General features: G+C 70.0%; 17 protein-coding genes. 7 read left to right on the forward strand and 10 right to left on the reverse strand.

Features of this window, described 5'->3' with window-relative positions:
• Positions 1 to 25: 25 nt before the first annotated feature.
• A complete protein-coding gene (gene serC, locus ABZY89_RS11590) occupies positions 26 to 1,114 on the reverse strand; it encodes a phosphoserine transaminase (protein ID WP_355227239.1) in 1,089 nt (362 codons plus the stop codon).
• Between the two features lie 43 nt (positions 1,115 to 1,157).
• On the opposite strand from serC, the gene ABZY89_RS11595 reads away from it, so the two are divergent.
• Together ABZY89_RS11595 and ABZY89_RS11600 are read left to right on the forward strand one after the other, a co-directional pair.
• Entirely contained in the window at positions 1,158 to 1,631 is a 474-nt protein-coding gene (locus ABZY89_RS11595; protein WP_355227241.1) for a GNAT family N-acetyltransferase, read from the forward strand.
• A gap of 64 nt (positions 1,632 to 1,695) precedes the next feature.
• Entirely contained in the window at positions 1,696 to 1,944 is a 249-nt protein-coding gene (locus ABZY89_RS11600) for a hypothetical protein (RefSeq protein WP_355227242.1), read from the forward strand.
• A gap of 49 nt (positions 1,945 to 1,993) precedes the next feature.
• Here ABZY89_RS11600 and ABZY89_RS11605 read toward each other — a convergent pair whose 3' ends face one another.
• A complete protein-coding gene (locus ABZY89_RS11605) occupies positions 1,994 to 3,103 on the reverse strand; it encodes a citrate synthase 2 (RefSeq protein ID WP_355227243.1) in 1,110 nt (369 codons plus the stop codon).
• Positions 3,104 to 3,166: 63 nt separating this feature from the next.
• On the opposite strand from ABZY89_RS11605, the gene pdxH reads away from it, so the two are divergent.
• Together pdxH and ABZY89_RS11615 are read left to right on the forward strand one after the other, a co-directional pair.
• A complete protein-coding gene (gene pdxH, locus ABZY89_RS11610) occupies positions 3,167 to 3,814 on the forward strand; it encodes a pyridoxamine 5'-phosphate oxidase (protein WP_355227245.1) in 648 nt (215 codons plus the stop codon).
• A 17-nt stretch (positions 3,815 to 3,831) separates the two neighbouring features.
• A complete protein-coding gene (locus ABZY89_RS11615) occupies positions 3,832 to 5,823 on the forward strand; it encodes a beta-galactosidase (RefSeq protein ID WP_355227247.1) in 1,992 nt (663 codons plus the stop codon).
• Here ABZY89_RS11615 and ABZY89_RS11620 read toward each other — a convergent pair.
• The 8 genes from ABZY89_RS11620 to ABZY89_RS11655 form a co-directional block, all read right to left on the reverse strand.
• Complete coding sequence (locus ABZY89_RS11620; RefSeq protein ID WP_355227248.1) at positions 5,807 to 7,171, reverse strand: hypothetical protein; 1,365 nt, start codon at positions 7,169 to 7,171, stop codon at positions 5,807 to 5,809. The genes ABZY89_RS11615 and ABZY89_RS11620 overlap by 17 nt on opposite strands.
• Before the next feature lie 2 nt (positions 7,172 to 7,173).
• On the reverse strand, positions 7,174 to 7,800 hold the full coding sequence (locus tag ABZY89_RS11625) for a hypothetical protein (protein ID WP_355227250.1): 627 nt from the start codon (positions 7,798 to 7,800) through the stop codon (positions 7,174 to 7,176).
• Entirely contained in the window at positions 7,793 to 9,643 is a 1,851-nt protein-coding gene (locus tag ABZY89_RS11630) for a hypothetical protein (RefSeq protein ID WP_355227252.1), read from the reverse strand. The genes ABZY89_RS11625 and ABZY89_RS11630 overlap by 8 nt, the downstream gene beginning before the upstream one ends.
• A complete protein-coding gene (locus tag ABZY89_RS11635) occupies positions 9,640 to 10,338 on the reverse strand; it encodes a hypothetical protein (protein WP_355227254.1) in 699 nt (232 codons plus the stop codon). The genes ABZY89_RS11630 and ABZY89_RS11635 overlap by 4 nt, the downstream gene beginning before the upstream one ends.
• Positions 10,335 to 11,900, reverse strand: coding sequence for a MoxR family ATPase (locus ABZY89_RS11640; protein WP_355227255.1), 1,566 nt, complete (start codon positions 11,898 to 11,900; stop codon positions 10,335 to 10,337). Before ABZY89_RS11640 ends, ABZY89_RS11635 begins: the two co-directional genes overlap by 4 nt.
• Before the next feature lie 79 nt (positions 11,901 to 11,979).
• Positions 11,980 to 13,014, reverse strand: coding sequence for an AAA family ATPase (locus tag ABZY89_RS11645; protein ID WP_355227257.1), 1,035 nt, complete (start codon positions 13,012 to 13,014; stop codon positions 11,980 to 11,982).
• Positions 13,007 to 13,630 (reverse strand): nicotinamide riboside transporter PnuC, encoded by a 624-nt coding sequence (gene pnuC / locus ABZY89_RS11650; RefSeq protein WP_355227258.1) that lies wholly within the window; start codon positions 13,628 to 13,630, stop codon positions 13,007 to 13,009. The genes ABZY89_RS11645 and pnuC overlap by 8 nt, the downstream gene beginning before the upstream one ends.
• A 165-nt stretch (positions 13,631 to 13,795) precedes the next feature.
• Positions 13,796 to 15,508 (reverse strand): S8 family serine peptidase, encoded by a 1,713-nt coding sequence (locus ABZY89_RS11655; RefSeq protein WP_355227260.1) that lies wholly within the window; start codon positions 15,506 to 15,508, stop codon positions 13,796 to 13,798.
• A gap of 180 nt (positions 15,509 to 15,688) precedes the next feature.
• Here ABZY89_RS11655 and ABZY89_RS11660 point away from each other — a divergent pair, with 180 nt between their 5' ends.
• From ABZY89_RS11660 to ABZY89_RS11670, 3 genes are read left to right on the forward strand one after another with little or no spacing between them, the layout of a single operon-like run.
• Complete coding sequence (locus tag ABZY89_RS11660) at positions 15,689 to 16,363, forward strand: helix-turn-helix domain-containing protein (protein ID WP_355227262.1); 675 nt, start codon at positions 15,689 to 15,691, stop codon at positions 16,361 to 16,363.
• The gene (locus ABZY89_RS11665) at positions 16,364 to 18,112 is read left to right on the forward strand and encodes an ABC transporter ATP-binding protein (RefSeq protein ID WP_355227263.1); all 1,749 of its coding nucleotides are present in this window, start codon (positions 16,364 to 16,366) and stop codon (positions 18,110 to 18,112) included.
• Entirely contained in the window at positions 18,109 to 20,100 is a 1,992-nt protein-coding gene (locus ABZY89_RS11670; protein ID WP_355227264.1) for an ABC transporter ATP-binding protein, read from the forward strand. Before ABZY89_RS11665 ends, ABZY89_RS11670 begins: the two co-directional genes overlap by 4 nt.
• The last annotated feature ends 30 nt before the right edge of the window (positions 20,101 to 20,130 follow it).

Raw genomic sequence — 20,130 nt, forward strand, 5'->3', positions numbered from 1 at the left:
GCCGACGTGCTCGACCGGCAGCAGCTCACTGTCGAAGGTACGCAACTCCCGGCCGTCCCGCTGGAGGTGAGCCCGAGATCGTCGACTGTCGACAACCGACGCCGCGGTAGGCGTCGAGGTCGACGACGCCGTTCTCGGCGAGCACGCGGCGCAGCTCGTCCTTGTCGATGCCGGCGTCGAGCTCGACGGTGCCGACGACGAGGGAGCGGTGGGTGGGGTCCTCGACGAACGGGCGGACGTACGGCGCCTTCTCGGCCCACGCGTAGAGCGCGTCGGAGGAGGCGGTGGTGCGGGCGACCATCGCGTCCAGCCCGCCGGAGGAGTTCATCCAGTCGAGCTGCTCGGCCATCAGGAAGAGCGTCGCGACCGCCGGGGTGTTGACGGTCTGCGCGCTGCGGGACTGCTTGATCGCCTCGGTCAGCGAGAAGAACGACGGGATGTGCCGGCCGCTCGCCGCGATCTCCTCGGCCCGCGCGATCGCGGCAGGGGAGAGCAGCGTCAGCCACAGCCCGCCGTCGGAGGCGAACGACTTCTGCGGCGCGAAGTAATAGACGTCGGTCTGGGTCACCTCGAGCGGCAGGCCGCCGGCGGCCGAGGTCGCGTCGACGACGGTGAGCTGGTCCGCCCCCGCGCCGGCGGGACGTACGACCGGAGCCATCACGCCCGTCGAGGTCTCGTTATGTGTCCAAGCGTAGACATCGACGTCATACTCGTACGCCGGCGCGGCCAGCGACCCCGGATCGGCCGAGATCACCGACGGGTCGGCCAGCCACGGCGCCGCCTTGGCCGCGGAGAGGAACTTCTTGCCGAACGCCCCGAAGACGGCGTGCTGGCTGCGCTCGCGCACCAGGGCGTACGTCACCAGGTCGAAGAACGCCACCGAGCCGCCGTTGCCGATGACGACCTCGTAGCCCTCCGGCAGCGAGAAGAGGTCGGCCAGCCCGGTCTGGACGCGGGCGACGAGATCCTTCACCGGCTGCTGCCGGTGAGAGGTCCCCATCACCGACACCCCGGTCGCGGCGAGCGCCTCCAGGCGGCCGGCGGGCACCTTGGACGGCCCGGACCCGAAACGTCCGTCGGCGGGCAGGAGGTCGGCGGGGATCTGCAGCGTCATAAACCCATTCTCGCAAGTTGCGGGCATCGGCCAGAATACCGACGTGTCTGTTGAGATTCGCCCGGTCGCGTACGACCACCCTGATGCTCAGAAGCTGGTCGACCGGGTCCAGGAGTTCTACGTCGAACGCTACGGCGAACCCGACTACGACCCGACCGTGCCGGAGATGTTCGAGCCGCCCGCGGGTGAGTACTTCCTGGGCTACCTCGATGACGTCCCGGTCGCCTCCGGCGCCTGGCGACGCTCCGGTGAGCCCGCCCTCGGGACCGTGGTGACCGCCGAGATCAAGCGGATGTACGTCGTGCCCGAGGCCCAGGGCCAGGGGCTCGCCAAGCGGATGCTCGCCCACGTCGAGACATCAGCCCGCAGCGCCGGCTTAGAGGCCATGGTCCTCACCACCGGCGGCCTCCAGCACGAGGCCATCGGTCTCTACGCTGCCAACGGCTATGTCGACGTCGAGCCCTTCGGCTTCTACAAGGACGACGACCTCGTGGTCTGCATGGCCAAGAGGCTCTAGGCCACCTCCCGGACTCGACAGCGGAGCGTGTGCGGCGGATTCCGTCGGCGTACGCTCCTTTGTCATGGCAGATGCTCAGGAGATTGTGGTCACCCTGTCGGCGCCCGACCTCGAGGCGATACATGAGCTCGTCGCCGAGGGCAACGTCCACAGCGTTTCTGACTTCGTCCAGCGTGCCGTGCGAGTGCTGCTCGATGACGTCGAAGTTGGCGGCGAGATGTCCGCTGAGGCACTCGAGATCGGCGAAGACTCGGACGAAATGGCGCAAGCGCTCGATGAGATCGCCACAGTCTTCCAGCGGAATCGCGGCTGAGATCGGACACCTGGCCCGGGCTTCGCTGTGACGCCCGGGCCAGGGCGTGTCACTTCGCCCAGTCGGCGTTCCAGCCCTCGACCGCGTCGGCGGGGCGGGGGGAGGGGCCGGTGTAGATGGCGCTCGGGCGAATCAGGCGCCCGGTCTTCTTCTGCTCCAGGATGTGGGCGGACCAGCCACCGGTGCGGGCGCAGGTGAACATCGAGGTGAACATGTTGGCCGGGATCTGGGCGAAGTCGAGGACGATGGCGGCCCAGAACTCGACGTTGGTCTCCAGGACGCGGTCGGGGCGCCGGGCGCGGAGCTCCTCGAGCGCGGCCTTCTCCAGGGCCTCGGCGACCTCGTAGCGGGGCGCGTTGAGCTCGCGGGCGGTGCGGCGCAGGACGCGCGCACGCGGGTCCTCGGCGCGGTAGACGCGGTGGCCGAAGCCCATCAGGCGCTCGCCGGAGTCGAGCAGCCCCTTCACATAGCCGGAGGCGTCGCCAGACTTCTCGACGTCCTCGATCATGCCGAGCACGCGCGAGGGCGCGCCACCGTGCAGGGGCCCGCTCATCGCACCGATCGCGCCGGAGAAGGCCGCGGCCACGTCGGCGCCGGTGGAGGTGATCACCCGGGCGGTGAAGGTGGAGGCGTTCATGCCGTGCTCGGCGGCCGAGGACCAGTAGGCGTCGATCGCGTGGGCGTGGGCGGGGTCGGCCTCGCCGCGCCAGCGGATCAGGAAGCGCTCGGCGAGGGTCTTGCCCTTGTCGACCTCGCGCTGCGGCACGATCGGCAGGTGGATGTCGCGGGCCGACTGGCCGGCGTACGAGAGGACCATGACGGCCACGCGGGCGAGGTCCTCGCGGGCCTGCTCGTCGGAGATGTCGTAGGTCTGCCCGAACCCGAAGGCGGGCGCGAGCATGGGGATGGCGGCCTGGACGTCGACGCGCACGTCACCGGTGTGCACCGGCAGGTTGTAGGCCTCTGCGGGCGGCAGGCCGGGGCCGTATGAGCCGTCGATCAGCAGGCCCCAGACGTTCTCGAACGGCACTCGGCCGACGATGTCCTCGATGTCGACCCCGCGGTAGCGAAGTGCCGATCCCTCTTTGTCGGGCTCCGCGATCTGGGTCTCGAAGGCCACGACGCCCTCGAGACCGTGCTGTACCTGGCTCACTGCCATCTCCCATTCTCCTAGTGTCGTTCCGCATTCTGCCCCACCCGCCCAGAAGATAGGCTCGACGGCATGGATCTGGCGGCTGAGCTGGCGGCAGCACGAGAGAACTACACCCGCAGCGGGCTGCACGAGGACGACCTCGCGAGCGACCCGTTCCTGATGTTCGAGAGGTGGTACGCCGAGGCTCGGGACGCGGGCATCGTCGAGCCGAACGCCATGGTGGTCTCCACCGTCTCGGCCGACGGCGCGCCCTCGTCGCGGACCGTGCTGCTGAAGGGCTTCTCGACCGAAGGGTTCACCTTCTTCACCAACACCGCCTCCCGCAAGGGCTCCGACCTCGCGCACAACCCGCGCTGCGCGGTGCTCTTCCCATGGCACCCGCTGGAGAGGCAGGTACGCATCGACGGGCTCGCCCACGAGCTCTCCCGAGAGGACGTCGAGGCCTACTTCTCGCAGCGTCCGCGCGGCTCCCAGCTGGGTGCGCACGCCTCCCACCAGAGCCGGGTCGTCTCCGGGCGCGAGGAGCTGGAGTCGGCCTACGAACGGATCGAGGCGCAGTTCGAGGGCCGGCCGGTCCCCGTGCCCGAGGAGTGGGGCGGCTACCGGGTCGAGCCGGAGCGGGTGGAGTTCTGGCAGGGGCGGCCGGGGCGGATGCACGACCGGCTCGTCTACCTGCGCGAGGGTGACAAGTGGCGCACCGAGCGGCTGGCCCCGTGACGGGCCCTTCGAGAGGGATGGAGCAGGTCACCCAGGCGCTCGGCGGACGGATCGCCTACGGCGCCGACTACAACCCGGAGCAGTGGCCGGAGGAGGTCTGGGACGAGGACGTACGCCTCATGCGGGAGGCCGGGGTCAACCTGGTCAGCGTGGGGATCTTCTCCTGGGCCCTGCTCGAGCCCGAGCCCGGGACGTACGACTTCGACTGGCTCGACCGGGTGCTCGACAAGCTGCACGCCGGCGGGATCGCCGTGGACCTGGCGACGGCGACCGCGAGCCCGCCGCCGTGGTTCCTCGAGCATCACCCGGAGGCGACGCTCGTCGACCAGATCGGCAACCCGCGCGCGTTCGGTGCGCGCCAGGCGTACTGTCCCTCGTCGACCGCCTACCGTGACGCCGCCACGACCCTCATCACCGAGCTGGTCAAGCGCTACGACGACCACCCGGCGGTGGTGATGTGGCACGTCAACAACGAGTACGGCTGCCACAACGACCACTGCTTCTGCGACGCCAGCGCGGTGGCTTTTCGGCGCTGGCTGCAGGAGCGTCACGGCTCGATCGAGAAGCTCAACGAGGCGTGGGCGACGGCGTTCTGGAGCCAGCGCTACACCAGCTGGGAGCAGATCGGGCCGCCGCGACAGGTCTCCTACGGCAACTTCGCCAACCCCGGTCAGCAGCTGGACTGGTGGCGGTTCTGCTCCGACGAGATCCGCGACATCTACCGGGTCGAGGCGGCGGCGGTGCGGGCGCACTCGGACAAGCCGCTGACCACCAACTTCATGGGGTTCCGCAAGTCGCTCGACTACCGCAGCTGGGTCGACGTCGGGGACCTCGTCTCCAACGACCACTACCTGAACGCCGCCGACGAGGACCGCACCCCGCAGCTGGCCATGACCGCCGACCTGACGCGCTCGCTTGCCCACGGCGAGCCGTGGCTGTTGATGGAGCACTCCACCTCCGCGGTCAACTGGCAGCCGCGAAACATCGCCAAGACCGCCGGCGAGATGCGCCGCAACTCCTTCCAGCACGTCGCTCGCGGCGCGGATGGCGCGCTGTTCTTCCAGTGGCGTGCCTCGCGCGGTGGTGCGGAGAAGTTCCACTCCGCGATGGTCCCGCACGCCGGCACCGAGAGCCGGTTGTGGCGAGATGTCGTACGCCTCGGGGCGGATCTCTCCGCGATCGCGGAGGTCGCCGGCACCCGGGTGGAGCAGTCGAGCGTGGCGATCGTCTTCGACTGGGACTCGTGGTGGGCGGCGACCTTCGACTCGCACCCGTCGGTCGACGTCGACCCGATGGCGACCACCCGGGCCTGGCACAGGGCCTGCTGGGCCCGCAATCTCGGCGTCGACGTCGTGGGCGTGACCGACCCGCTCGACGGCTACGACGTCGTGGTGCTGCCGGTCCAGTACCTGCTCGCTGACGGGACCGTCGACCGGCTCACCGACTTCGTCGAGGCCGGCGGCACCCTGGTCGCCACCTACTTCACCGGGATCGTCGACGAGCACGACCACATCCGGCTGGGCGGTTACCCCGGCGCGCTGTCCGATCTTCTCGGCGTGCGGGTCGAGGAGTTCTGCCCGCTGCCCGAGGGCGACGAGATCCCGCTGACCGCCTACGGCTCCGGCACGATCTGGAGCGAGCGCGGCCGCGCCGTCGGGGCCGATGTCCTGGCTGCGTACGCCACCGGCGACTGCGCCGGCGACCCGGCCGTCACGCGCAGACGCGTCGGCAAGGGCACCGCCTGGTACGTCGGCACCGAGCTCACCCCCGACGCCCTCGAGACCCTGGCCACCCAGATCTTCACCACGACGAAGCCGGTCGTCGGTGGGCTCCCCGAGGGCGTCGAGGCGATCCGGCGGGTCGGTGAGCAGGGGGCGTACGTCTTCGTCATCAACCACACCCACGAGGCGGTCATCGTCCCCGTCCGCGGCACCGACCTGCTCACCGGCAACGAGGGCGGCCCCCACCTCGTCCGCGCGGGTCAGGTCGCGGTCATCCGGGAGGGGTGACGGCGCCCCGGGGAATGGACGACCGGTAGCGGCGGGGCTTGCCCTCGCCGAGGTCGGCGAGGGTCGCGACCCGGTGGACGGTGACGTCGCGGGCGAGCATGGTGCCCAGGCGGGCGACGACGGCGTCGGCGTCTCCGCCGGCGATGGTCGCGACGACGGTGCCGTCGGCGGCCTGCTCGACGGACCAGCCACGAGCCCCCGCGTCCTGGAGGTGCTGGGTGAGGTCGACGCAGGGGACGAGGGTGCCGGCCGTGGTGGTGAAGACGGTGGCCTCGCGTCCTTCGAGGGCATCGATCGCGGGCCTGCCGTCGACGCGTACCAGGCGGCCGGTGTCGCCGGTGCGGTAGCGGACCAGGGGCAGGAAGGCGTTCTCACCCGCGGTGACGACGATCTCGCCGATCTCGCCCTCGGGGAGCGCGGAGCCGTCCGGACCGAGGATCTCGACGTGAACCCGGCGATCGGCGACGACGAACGGGCCGCCGTCGGTGCTGACCGCCACCGGCCGGGTCTCGTGCAGGCCGTAGACGTCGATCACCGGGCACTCGAAGGTCCGCTCCAGGTCCGCGCGCAGCGTCGCGCTCAACGCCATCGCGGAGGAGACGATCGCGATCGGGCGTACGACGTCGCGGAGGTCGAGGAGGTGTTCCAGCGATGTGGGGTGGCCGGAGACCACCTGCGGGTCGGCGTCGCGCAGGAACGCCCGCTGACTCTCGAGGGGCCACTCGCCGGGGTGCAGGTTCACCCGCGAGACGAGGCTCTCGCCGAAGCCGGGAGCGACCGAGACGTACGTGAACGCCTGGCGCTGCCACACGACCTGGACCACGGCGAAACGAGCCGGATCCGGCGCCCAGCCGCCGGTCAGCCCGGCGACCAGGTCGCGGAGCCAGTGGAACCCGCGGGCCAGTTCGTCGGGGTCGTCCGGCATGACCAGCGCCGCCCCGGTGCTCCCCGAGGAGGTGCCGTGCAGCATCCGCCCGTAGTCGGCGTCCAGCGGCACGAACCCGCCGATGTCGTCGACCAGGTTCTGCCGGTTGATCAGCGGAAACTCACTGAGCGTGTCTAGCGTCCTCCGATGTCGGCGGTACGCAGGAAGTGACCGCGCCACCGCCAGGTGCTGCTCCAGCCAGCCCGCGAGCGGAAGCTGTGACCGGGCCGCGCCCTGCTCGGACGGAGTGAGCCGGTGGCCGACCCGGTGCCGCCAGACGGGCGCGGCGGGATGGCCGTCCGCAGCGGCCAGCCGGGCGGATCCGGCAGCCGAGAGCCCCGGCCAGCGTTCGGCGTCGGTGAGGGCGGCCGAGGCCATCGGGGTGTATTCGGCCAGGTCAAGCGGGTCCTGTGTCTCGCTCACGGTCACTCCGGGCTGTAGCGGCTGGCGGCCTCACGCGCTCGCGCGTCCTCCAGACGCCGCCGGATCTCGGAGCGGTGCTCCCGGTCGCGCCGGGCCCGTTCGAGCGCCTCGGCGCGGGCGGCGGAGTCGAGGCGCGACAACAGCGCGCGGGCGTTGCGCTCGTCCTCGCGAGCCGGCAGCTGCCCGTTCCACAGCAGGAAGGTCCGCGCCGCCTCTTCTCGGCGCTCGGCCTCCTCGACCCAGCGTTGCGGTTCGACGACCGCGGCGAGGCGCAGCGAGAGAGTGAGCAGCGCCCGGTCGAACCGGTCCTCGCGCAGCGCGGCCGAGAACGGTCCCGCCAGCTCCTGCGAGGCGACCAGCCACAGGACGACGCCGGCTCCCTGGCGCGCGGCTGTCTTCCCGGTCGCGGCCACCTTCCGGGCAGCCGCGATGAACTGCCCGCCGGAGGTGTCGAGCACGTCCCCGGCCAGCGCGACGATGTCGACGGCGTCGTCGAGGAACCACGACGGCGTGGTCGAGATCCGGGCCATCACCTCGTCGACGGACGGTCCCGGCCCCAGCCCGTTCCAGGCGGTGTCGAGATCGAGCTCCTCGTCGAGCCAGGCCTCGAACAGCTCCTCGTCAGCCACGGGTTGCTCCTTCTGGGGTGTAGACGGCGATCCGGGCGGCCAGCGCCGCGCACGCCGCGGGCGCCTGCATCACGTCCGGGATCTCGGCGACGTCGTAGCCGAGCCGCTCGGCCTGCTCGCGCGACTGCCCGCGCCAGTGTCCGATGATCATCAGTGACCCGGTGTCGATCACGCGCCGCACGGCGGGGGCGACGTCGGCGTACTCCTCCTGGCCGCGGCCCAGGAACGTGTCCAGCCCGGCGTCGGAGAGCACCACGAGGTGGCGCTGTCCTTCGGCCGGCGGTTGGTTCTCGGGATAGCGGGCACGCAACAGGTCCAGGGGAAACGTCGTGCCGCCGCCGAAGTAGGTGGTCAGCTGGCGCATGATCTCGACCCGGTCGCGCGTGTAGGCGCTGTCGCCGGCGACCTGGCCGGCCGAGCTCCACGAGGTGACCCGCACGCGCCCGCCTCCGCGCAGCACCGAGAGCGACAGGATCGTCCCGGCGACGATGGCGGCCGAACCGCGCTGCGGGTTCGTCATCGACCCCGAGGAGTCGAGGTAGAGGTCGAGCAGCACGGGCTCGTACGCCGGCTCGGGCTCGTCCGCGATGAACGTACGCCGCCGGGTGGTCACTCCCGGCACGAACACCGCACCCGTGGTCAGCGTCGCCGGCCAGTCCAGCTCGGCCAGGTCGTCGCCGAGCTCCCACTCCTCGAGAGGACCGGGGATCGCGGGGCCGGCGGGAGCGAGCCCGCGCTGGACCAGAGGTGCGACGTGTGGACGGGCCTCGGCCTCGTACCAGGCCGCCATCACCGCGTTGGGGTCGGAGCCGGCCATCAGCTCGAGCGTCCTGGCCAGCCCGAGCGCCTGCCCGCTGCCGTCGGAGGCGGCCGCGGCGGCGTCACCCTCGGCGAGGACGACCTCGGCGTCGTCGGGGTGCACCAATGGCTTCTGCAGCCGTGGGTCGCCGATCGCACCGGCGAGCTCGGCCGCGGTGGGGGCACCCGGCGAGTCCTCGTGGCACCCGCTGCTCTTGAAGCCCAGCAGCAGGTAGGGCGCCATCACCATCGCCCAGGGCACCGCGCCGCTGACCGGGTCGGCGGCGAGCGTACGAACCACGTCGGCCACCGTCGTCGCGTCGTGGGCCGGGTCGAGGCCCGCTCGCGGGTCGTACTCGAGCTCGGCGACCTCCCGTTTGGCCTGATAGGCCTCGTTCCGCTGCTTCGACTTCGAGCCGTGCAGGCGGCGCCGGGCGCTACGGAGCTGTTGCTCGTAGTCCGTCTTCCACCGCGTCGGCGCCTCGGGCCAGGCGAGGGAGCCCTCGGGGAGCCGCCAGAGGAGCTCGTACGCCCGCTGCACCACCCACCACAGCTCGTTGTCCTCGGCGCCGCGCAGACCCTTGGCCAGAGCAGGCGCGGCGAGGGCCCGGGTGAGCTGCACCATGTCAGGGGTCTCGTCCGGGGCGAGCCGGGCGCGCTGCAGCTGCATCACCCGGTCGTTGATCAGCATGTCGGACCACAGGTTGGCGCAGAACCCGCTCGCGGCGACCAGGTCGAGGCGATGCTGCCGGTCGTAGAGGTCGATCACTCGCGCCATCTGCTGACGGATCTTCAGCGAGTCGACCCGGGTGCTCGGGGAGAGCACGTGGTGGCCGATCTCGTGAGCGAAGACGCTGGTCAGATGCCCTTCTCCGCCGTGGCGGGCGAGCTCGCCGGGGTCGACGTTGACCTCCGGCGGGAACCCGAACCAGGCGAAGCTTTTCTCGTCGGAACGAGTGTGCACGACCGGGTCATGGAGGTCCACGCCCCACAGGTCGAGGGCCGCATCCCAGGCCTCGCGCTCCGCTGCGGTCGGCGATCTCACCCGGCCTCCCGCACGACCTCGAGCAGGTAGGACGTGGGCACGCTGACCACCCGGACGCCGGGGGTGCCGACAGGGTCGCCCGGGTCGCCCGGGTCGCCCGGGTCGCCGGTGCTCGCCGGGTCGTCGGCGGCCTGCGAGACCGAGTGGCCGAACAGGTCGGCGTCGACCTCCCAGAGCTCCTCGCCAACCTCCACCAGCCACCGGCCATCACCCGCCGCGATGACGTCGCCCGGGTGCGCCAGCCAAGGTCCGCCGAGCCCGGCGAAACCGCCGATCCGGGCGATCAGATAGGCACGGCCGAGCTGCTGCCAAGCGGGCCAGAAGAACCGGTCCGTACGCTGCCCCTCGACGAATCCGGCGACGTCGGCACCTGGCATCCCGAGCGTCGCGCCGACCGCGTCCGCGAGCCCGGTGTCGAGACAGGACGACGCCGCTCGGAGGGCGTCCTTGCGCAGGCCGATGACTCCGGCGCGCCAGGCGGCGACGGCAGCGAGATCCTGGATGGCCGCGGTATCGGGCGCGTCCGGTGCGGCCGCCAGCCCGGCGGTCAGGGAGGCGCCGAAGAGCCCGGCGTCCCCGCCCCAGCGGGCAACGTTGGCGACGGCCAGCTCCAGGTCGAGCCCGGTGACTGCAGGTAACCCGCCCGGTTGCCGAGCCACCGAGGCGTTCACCGAGTGCCCAGGACGCCGGATCATGAACCCTCCAGCCAGTGGAGGTAGTTGGAGTAGCGCTGGTGGAGATACTTCAGCGCGACCAGGTCGTCGTAGTCGCGGCCGTAGATCTTGCCGACCTTGGAGATCCGGCCGACCTCCGACTCGATCCGGGTCAGCCGCTGCGAGACGGTCAGCCGGTCGAGCCCGTCCAGCCCGCCCCCGAGCTCGGCAAGCAGGTCGCCGACGGGATCGGCAGCGTCGAGGCCGAGCGCGACGAACTGCTTCATCGCGGTGTCGAAGAGGTCGACGAGCCAGGAGGCCGGGTCGTGGGCGAGCTCCTTGTCGCCGGCCTCGAAGCGCGGGTGCTGCGGGTTGGGCAGCAGCTTCCCGCGGAGCACGAACGGCACCATGGCGCGCACGTCGTCGAGCCCGACGGACGAGGCGCCGCGGAACCAGGCCGACGCCTTGGCGTACAGGATCAGGGTCTGCAGCGCCCGGACCGAGAGTCCGTTCAGGGTCTGCGCGCCGAGGTCGACGACCAGGTCGGCGCCGGAGTTGGCGTCGATGACCGCGCTCACGTCCCCGCCGGCGGTCGCGACGACGTCCTTGGTGCGGTACTCGAACCGCCGCCCGCCGTGCTGCACGAACTCGAACTGCCCGGTGAAGTACTCCAGCTTCCGGCGTACGTCCGCAGGCAGCGGCACCGCCCGGATGGCGGCCAGCATCGTCGACTGCTCGTCGGCGGAGAAGACCAGGGACGACGGCACGTGCTCCTCCGGCCGCTCACCGGCCTCGACCCTGGTCACCAGTTCGTCGAAGAAGCGGCCGTTGAAGCCGAACGCCTGCACGGTGACGTCGAGCCGGTCCTTGAGGGCCTGGATGACCTGGAAGGTGCCGCCGCCGGAGTCGTCGTTGGCGGTGAAGAACCAGCTCTCGACCCCCGCGTCCGGCGCCGTGCGGCGCAGCTGGTCGTGGCTCTCCACATAGCCCTCGGCGACCATGGTGAGCAGCGCCGACTGGGTCTTGGTGGGGATGCGGTTGTACTCGTCGACGATCTTGACCTTCTGGGTCAGCCACGACTTCCAGGCGATCGTGATCTCCGCCAGCGACCCCGCGGCGACGAGGTCGCGCGGCAGCGGCAGCCCGACCAGGTCCGACACGGTCAGCTGCGGCTGTCCCTGCTGCAGGTGGCGGCGTACGTCCTCCGGGGTCGCGCCGGACAGCACCCCCATCAGCACCGCGAGCGTCGTCTTGCCGCGGCCGGGCCCGCCGATCATCAGGCACTTCCCGCCGACCGCGAAGGTGAGCAGCGGCAGCAGCACGTTGGAGGAGTAGGCCGGCTGGGTGGGCAGCGTGATCTCCGCGCCGGCATCGCCCAGCGGGAACCGGTTGGCCTTCGCGGCGTCGAACTCGACGTCGTAGAACGGCGAGATCACTGCCTTGTTGACCAGCCAGAAATACGTACGCCGCAGCTTCTCGTCCAGCTCGACGGTCTCGTCCGGGGACCTGAAGAGGTCGGCGGCGGTGAGCCCGTCGCGCGGCCCGCCGCGCTGCACGTGCGGCACGGTCGGCGACGCCGACGTCTTCTGCCAGCGATCACTCATCGGGCCACCTCCGTAGCGCAAGCGCCAGAATACGGACGCGGCCCGATGAAGGACTTGTTGATCGCTCGCTGACGCTCGCTCATCTACCCAGCTCCTCAAGTGACGGGCCGATCCGGTTGCTTCGCCCGAGCAGTGGCTCGAGGAACTCTGTGGTGGCGGCGAGCCGCTCCTGCACGCTGCCGCGGACCTCGATCCACGGCACCGGCTGCTCGGCCAGCACCTCGCGGAACCGCTCCTGCATCCCGTGCCGGAGGTGCTCGCCGTCGCGCATCCCATCCTGCACGAACGGGATCTCGTCTCCGGTCAGGACGTACGCGACCGGCCGGTGCGCGGCGGCGCGCTCGAGGAGGTGGTCGGGTGTCGGGCCGACGTAGCGCTCGTGCCACAGCGTCGTCGCGAGCACGTCGGTGTCGCAGACCAGGACCGGCTTCGGCACCCGTCTGCTGGCGGCGTCCTCCCTGCCGATCTGCCGGTCGACGATGAGGTCGAACTCGTCGCTGCGCCAGGGGGTGAACAGGCCGCCGGGGCGGATCTCGGACCAGAGCCGGCCGTACTCCGGAACGCAGTGGGTGCCCAGGTCGGCGGCGAGTCTCTCGGCCAGCGTCGTGGTGCCGGTCGACTCCGCGCCGAGCACCACGACCCGCTCGGTGAGCCAGGCGCGGACCGGAGCCGGCAGCTCGGCCCAGTGCTCGGTCAGGTCGGGGCGTACGGCGGTGCCGGAGACGGGATTGAACACCCGCCCGGCATCGACCTGGACCCACGCCGCGTCCAGCCGCCGGGCGAGCTCCTCGCCGTAGGCGTCGGAGGAGAAGACCGCGTCTACCGGAGCCGGGAGCAGCTCGGAGATGACGACCATGTGCTCGTCCCAGGCGGCCGGGTCGTCGAAGTCGACCCGGGCCTCGTCCATCGCGGCCACCACGTGGGCGGTCGGGTGCTCCTCGCGCAGCCACTCCGCCCGCACCTCGAGCGGAATCGTCTCCACCTGCGAGCCGAGGAGCTCGACGGTGACCCGGCCGCATGCCCGCAGCGCCGCACGGATGAGCGCCTGGTGGCCGGCGTGGAACGGGTAGAACTTCCCGAGGACCAGACCGTGGCCGTATGCCTTCTCAGACACCCGCGACCTCCGGCTCGCGATCGGCGACCAGCACCCGGCGCCAGTCCCGCAGCGCGACCAGGACGATCACGCAGAAGCCGACGTAGAGCACGGCGGTCGGCCACAGCCCCTTATAGGCGTACAGGCCGACGGAGACGACGTCGACCGCCAGCCAGACCAGCCAGCACTGCCACCAGCGGCGGTTGAGCATGATCTGCGCGATCACGCTGCCCGCGGTCACCGTGGCGTCGGGAAGCTCGGTCGTGGAGTCGGTGAAGGCGAACAGGACGTACGCGATCGCCGCCAGCGCCACCACGAACCCCAGCGCCAGGAGCAGCAGCGTGCGCGCCGAGGCGACCCCGACGAACGCCTCGTCACGGCGCAGGTGCGCCTCCGACTCCCGCCGCCGGGCCATGGCCCAGTCGACCCAGCCGGTCACCGAGAGCACCATGAACATGACTTGCAGCGCCGCGTCGGCGTAGAGCGCGCTCTCGGCGAAGACGACGAGGTAGAGCGCGGTGTTCGCGATCCCGATCGGATACGTCCACATGCTCCGCCGCGCCGCCAGGATCACGCACGCCGCCCCGGTGACGACCCCCGCGATCTCGACCCAGTGCGCCACCAACCAACTCTGCATGGCCGAACCCTATGGGACGCGAAGGGCCCGGATGCTCGGGTTGAGCATCCGGGCCCTTGGTGGCGGTAGGAATCCCCGGTTAACCGGTGAAACCTGCACTTCTCAGGTGTTGCAATGCCAGAGAAGTGCAGGAATACCCGGTTAACCGGGTATTCCTGCAGTAGCTCAGTGGCTGACCGCCGCCTTGGCGTCGACGATGCCGGCGCCGTAGAAGCCGTTCGGGGCCTCGCCACCCTCACAGGTGTGGGTGGACGTCGCCGTCGTGCCGTTGGGCAGGTGGCGTACGTAGGTGAAGTCCGCCGGGACCGGGCAGGCCTTGTCGGTGGCCGACTTCAGCAGGATCTTCTCGACCTTCTTGGGCGAGAGGGTCTTGCCGGAGAAGTCGCGGCTGCCGTACTCACCGACGATCAGCGCGGCGACACCAGCAGCGTGCGGGGAGGCCATCGAGGTGCCCTGCAGGTACTGGTAGTAGGAGCACTCACCGCTGGAGCAGTCCGCGACCGCCCAGGGCACCAGGACCTCGCCGGTGGCAGGGTCGATCGCGCCCTCGGCCACGCCCAGGTCGTACGGGTAGGCGGCCAGGATGTTGGCGGCGTAGTCGCGCGTCCCGTCGGCCGTGTCGTACGCATCCCCACCAGGTGCCGCGACGTCGACGAAGCCGTTGCCGTAGCTGGAGTAGTAGGACTTGCGCTCGGACGGACCGGTGGCGCTGACCGCGATGACCCCGTTGCCCTCGGTGGGCATCGAGACGCACGACTCCGGGTCGAGCAGGTCACGGACGTAGGCGGCCTCGCCGGGCTCGCTGGCGTAGTCGGGGCTGCTCGCGTCGGTCTGCGGCTTGGTGTAGTCGATCGCCTGGTTGCCGGCGGCCGCGACGAGGGTGACGCCACGGGCGCGGGCATAGTCGAGCGCACGCTGCATCGCGGTGATGATCGTGACCTGCTCGGCCTGGTCCGCGGCCGAGTCGGCCGGGTGGTTGGTGCAGTTGAACAGCCACGGGTCGACGTAGTAGCTCATGTTGACCACGTCGATGCCGTTGCGGCCGGCGTAGGTCAGCGCGTCGACGGACGGCTGCAGGAAGAAGTAGCCGGAGTCCTGGCCGGCGCGCAGGTTGACGATGTCGGCCTGCGGGGCGACGCCGGAGATACCGACGCCGTTGACCGGCGAGGCGATGGTCGAGGCGACGTGGGTGCCGTGGCCGTTCTCGTCGACGTCGGCCGCGTCGCTGCAGGACGCGTCGGGCTCGTCCTCACACGGACCGTCGACCGCGGCGCCGTTGGCGTCGACGGGGATGTCGGTGGTGAAGTTGCGGCTCAGCCGCGCGTCGAAGTTGGGCGCGATGTCGGGGTGCGACCCGTCGACACCGGTGTCCAGGATGCCGACGCGGACACCCTTGCCGCGCTCAGTCTTGTTGGCCGCCGCGGCGTCGATCTGCTTCATGTCCCACTGCAGACCGGAGAGCGGCTCGGTCTTGCCCTTGGGCTTCGGCGCCTTGGGTCCGGTGCCCTTGGTGCCGCTGCGGAACTCGGTCTCGACCTTCGACACCTCCTGCTTGCGGGCCTTGCTGGCCGCGTCAGGAGTCGTGGCGCCCACGATCCTGTCCTGGGCCGCGCCGACGAGGGCGTTCGAGGCGTTGGCCGCCTCGGCGAATCCCTCACCTGCGGTCACCGTCGCGACTCCGATGGCACTGTTCTCCGAGACGATCTCGCCCCCCGCGGCCTTCACCGCGGCACGGGCGCTGGCGGCCGAGGATCCCTCGGCATATGCCACGACATAGCGGACCTCCTGGTCAGAGGTGGCGTTGCCCGAGTTCGCCATGACGAGGGTGCCGGTGACCCCCAGCGCGACTGCGGCCGCGCCTGTCAACAACCTACGCATGCTGTCTCCATTCCTGGATTCGGTGGTCGAGATTGTCGGGACCACCGCTGTCATGGCCCTTGTCGGCCCGACAGTGGGCCCAGCATGCCCTAGTCCGCATCGGGTCGAACAGGGTTTGGCAGGAGCACCCACCCATAATTAGGTTTGTGAGTGAGTACTCACTCACTTACCCTGGTCCGTGTGGACGAACGACGTACGCGGGCCAAGCCGATTCCCGCAGCCGACCGGCGCGCCGCGATCATCGCGGCGACCGAGACGCTGCTGATCGAGCACGGCACCGCGACTACGACCAGGCTCATCGCCGAGGCGGCCGGAGTCGCCGAAGGCACGATCTTCAGACACTTCCGTGACAAGCGGGAGCTCTACCGAGCAGTGGCCGAGAACATCTTCGACCCGGTCCGAGCGGGCGAGTCGATCACGGAGGTCGTGGCGGGCAAGGCCGAGATCGAGGACAAGCTCCGTGCGGTCATCGACCTGCTCGCGGCATCCTCGCAGCGCAACCTCCTCGTGATGATGGCGGTGCGCTCGGCCGTGCTCGAGCAGCCAGACCCTGAAGACGTACGTCAGCAGCACGTGCCCCCGAAGTTCATCATCGATGCCAACAAGGCCCTCGTCGACAACCTGACCAGGCTCGTCTTCGAGCCGCACGTGAGCGAGCTGCGGCTGCCGCCGCGCAAGGCCGCGCTGGTGCTTCGCAGCCTCACGATCGGGGCCTGGCTCCCTGGTCTGAACCGAACGAACCAGCCGTTGAGCAGCGGAGACGTCATCGACGTGCTGCTCGGCGGCATTCTCATCGAGCACAGTCCCATCGAGCACGGTCCCATCGAGCACAGCCTGACCAGAGAGACCCCCTGAATGCTTCTCCGACTCCTTCGGGACTACCTGCTCCCGTACAAGAGATTCCTGGTCGTCATCGCGATCCTGCAGCTCGTCTCGACGTCGGCCTTCATGCTGCTGCCCAGCCTGAACGCCGACATCATCGACAAGGGCGTGGCCGAGGGCGACACCGGTTACATCATGAGGATCGGCGCGATCATGCTCGGCGTCGCGTTCGTGCAGATCCTCGCGTCGATCGTCAGCGTCTACTTCGCCGCACGCAGCTCGATGAGCTTCGGTCGCGACCTGCGGGCGGCGATCTTCGCGAAGGTCGGCTCGTTCAGCGCTCGTGAGGTCGGCCGCTTCGGCGCCCCGTCGCTGATCACCCGGACCACGAACGACGTCCAGCAGGTCCAGATGCTCGCCGTGCTCACCTGCACGCTCGCGGTGATGGTGCCGATGATGATGGTCGGCGGCGTCGCGATGGCGATCCGCGTGGACGCCGGGCTCTCCTGGCTGCTCGCGGTCGTCATCCCCGTGCTGCTCATCTCCATGACCGTGGTCGTACGCGGCATGGTCCCCAACTTCCGCAAGGTGCAGGAGCGCATCGACGCGGTCAACCGCATCCTGCGCGAGCAGATCACCGGCATCCGGGTGATCCGGGCGTTCGTACGCGAGCGTCAGGAGACCGAGCGCTTCGCCAAGGCCAACGACGAGCTCACCGACGTCGCGCTGCGGGCCGGCCGCTGGATGTCGACGATGTTCCCGCTGATGATGCTGGTCATCAACGTCGCCAGCGTCGCGGTGATCTGGTTCGGCGGCATCCGGGTCGACAACGGGTTGATGCAGGTCGGCCCGCTGACCGCCTTCCTGCAGTACCTGATGCAGATCCTGATGTCGATCATGATGGGCACCTTCATGCTCATGCAGGTGCCGCGCGCCGCCGTCTGTGCCGACCGCATCGCCGAGGTCCTCGACACCGAGACCAGCGTGACCCCGCCGACAGCGGGGGTCACCGAGATCTCCCGGCACGGGTACGTCGATCTGACCGGAGCCGGCTTCACCTACCCCGGCGCGGACCACCCCGTCCTCCACGACCTCACCTTCGAGGCCCGGCCCGGGCAGACCGTCGCGATCATCGGCTCCACCGGCGCCGGGAAGACGACCCTCCTGGGTCTCATCCCGCGGCTCTTCGACGCGACGGCCGGTGTCGTCCGCGTGGGTGGGATCGACGTACGCGACCTCGACCCGGCCACCCTGCGCAGCTCCCTCGGGCTGGTGCCGCAGAAGGCCTTCCTCTTCACCGGCACCGTCCGCTCCAACCTGCTCCACGGCAAGCCGGACGCCACCGACGAGGAGCTCTGGCATGCCCTCGAGGTCGCCCAGGCTCGTGACTTCGTGGAGCGGATGGCCCCCGAGGACGGCACCGGCCTCGACGCCGAGATCGACCAGGGCGGCACCAACGTCTCCGGTGGTCAGCGGCAACGTCTCGCGATCGCCCGGGCGCTGGTCAGGAGACCCGACATCTATCTCTTCGACGACTCCTTCTCCGCGCTCGACGTCGCCACCGACGCCCGGCTCCGCGCGGCGCTCGCCCCCGAGACCCGCAACTCCACGGTCATCGTGGTCGCCCAGCGGGTCTCCACCATCCGCGACGCCGACAAGATCCTCGTGCTCGAGGACGGCGCCATCGTCGGCGAGGGCACCCACGAGGAGCTCCTCGCCGGCAACGCCACCTACCAGGAGATCGTCTCCTCCCAGCTCAGTGCAGAGGAGGCGGCAGCATGAGCGACCAGACGAACGGCCAGACAGATGGCCAGATGAAGAAGACCGAGCGGATCGTACGTCCCCAGGGCGGCCCCGGCCCGATGGGCGCCGGCGGCGCGGTGGGGGACAAGGCGATGAACTTCGTCCCCTCGGCCAAGCGGCTGCTGCGCCGGATGGCGCCCTACAAGGTCCACGCCTTTGCCACCATCGGCCTGGCCGCGATCAGCGTCACCCTGATGTCGCTCGGACCGTGGCTGCTGGGCAAGGCGACCAACATCATCTTCGGCGGCGTCTTCTCCAGGGAGCTGCCGGCGGGGGTCACCCAGGAGGAGGCCGTCGAGGGTCTGCGCGCCCAGGGCGACGACAAGCTCGCCGACATGCTCTCCGGGATGGAGTACGTCACCCCGGGCCAGGGCGTCGACTTCGACGCTCTGCGCAGCGCACTGCTCGTGGTGCTCGCCGTCTACCTCGTCGCATCCCTGCTCTCCTTCGTGCAGGGCTGGATCCTCAACTCGGTCGTCCAGGGCACCGTGAAGGGCCTGCGCGAAGACGTCGAGAAGAAGGTCCACAGCGTTCCGCTGTCCTACTTCGACAAGCAGCCGCGAGGCGAGCTGCTCAGCCGGGTCACCAACGACATCGACAACATCAGCCAGACCCTGCAGCAGACCTTCAGCCAGGTGCTGACCGCTCTGTTCACGCTGGTCACGGTGCTGTTCATGATGTTCTGGATCAGCCCGGTGCTGGCCCTGATCGCACTGCTCGCGGTGCCGGTCTCGCTGGTGGTGACCGGCGCGGTGATGAAGCGGTCGCAGGGTCAGTTCGTGGCCCAGTGGCGTCACACCGGCAAGCTCAACGGCCACATCGAGGAGACCTTCTCGGGCCACGACCTGGTCAAGGTCTTCGGGCGTCAGGAGGAGGTCGAGAAGACCTTCGCCGAGGAGAACGACAAGCTCTTCGCCGCATCCTTCAAGGCACAGTTCATCAGCGGGATCCTGATGCCGCTGATGATGTTCGTCGGCAACCTGATGTTCGTCGTGGTCTGCGTGGTCGGGTCCCTCCGGGTCGCCAGCGGCGCGCTGAGCCTGGGCGAGCTGCAGGCCTTCATCCAGTACTCGCGCCAGTTCACCCAGCCCATCACCACCCTCGCCTCGATGATGAACCTGCTCCAGTCGGGCGTCGCCTCGGCCGAGCGGGTCTTCGAGCTGCTCGACGCCGAGGAGCAGACGCCCGATGTCGGCACCCCCAGGAACGGCGCCGGTGCCGGCGAGGTCCGGTTCGAGCACGTGAGCTTCTCCTACGACAAGGACAGGCCGCTCATCGAGGACCTGTCCCTGGTGGCCCGTCCAGGTCAGACCGTCGCGATCGTCGGCCCCACCGGTGCCGGCAAGACCACCCTGGTCAACCTGATCATGAGGTTCTACGAGCTCGACGCCGGCCAGATCACCCTCGACGGCGTCGACATCGCCTCGATTCCCCGTTCCGACCTGCGCGAGCGCACCGGCATGGTGCTCCAGGACACCTGGCTCTTCGAGGGCACGATCCGCGACAACATCCGCTACGGCCGGCCGGACGCGACCGAGGAGGAGCTCCTCGAGGCGGCCCGGGCGACGTACGTCGACAGGTTCGTGCACTCGCTGCCGGATGGCTACGACACCCTGATCACCGACGAGGGCGGCAACCTCTCGGCGGGCGAGCGGCAGCTGATCACGATCGCCCGCGCGTTCCTCGCCGAGCCGTCGCTGCTGATCCTCGACGAGGCGACCTCCTCGGTCGACACCCGCACCGAGCTGCTCCTGCAGCACGCCATGGCAGCGCTGCGCTCGGACCGTACGTCGTTCGTGATCGCCCACCGGCTCTCCACGATCCGCGACGCCGACCTGATCCTGGTCATGCGCGACGGCGCGATCGTCGAGCAGGGCAACCATGCCGAGCTGCTCGAGGCCAAGGGAGCGTACGCCGAGCTCTACCAGTCGCAGTTCAGCCACGCACTCGTCGAGGAGCCGGCTTGAGAAATAACCCTTTGATCCCGCGATGGCCCG

It is taken from the genome of Nocardioides sp. NPDC006303 (genome assembly GCF_040613175.1).
Taxonomy (GTDB): domain Bacteria; phylum Actinomycetota; class Actinomycetes; order Propionibacteriales; family Nocardioidaceae; genus Nocardioides.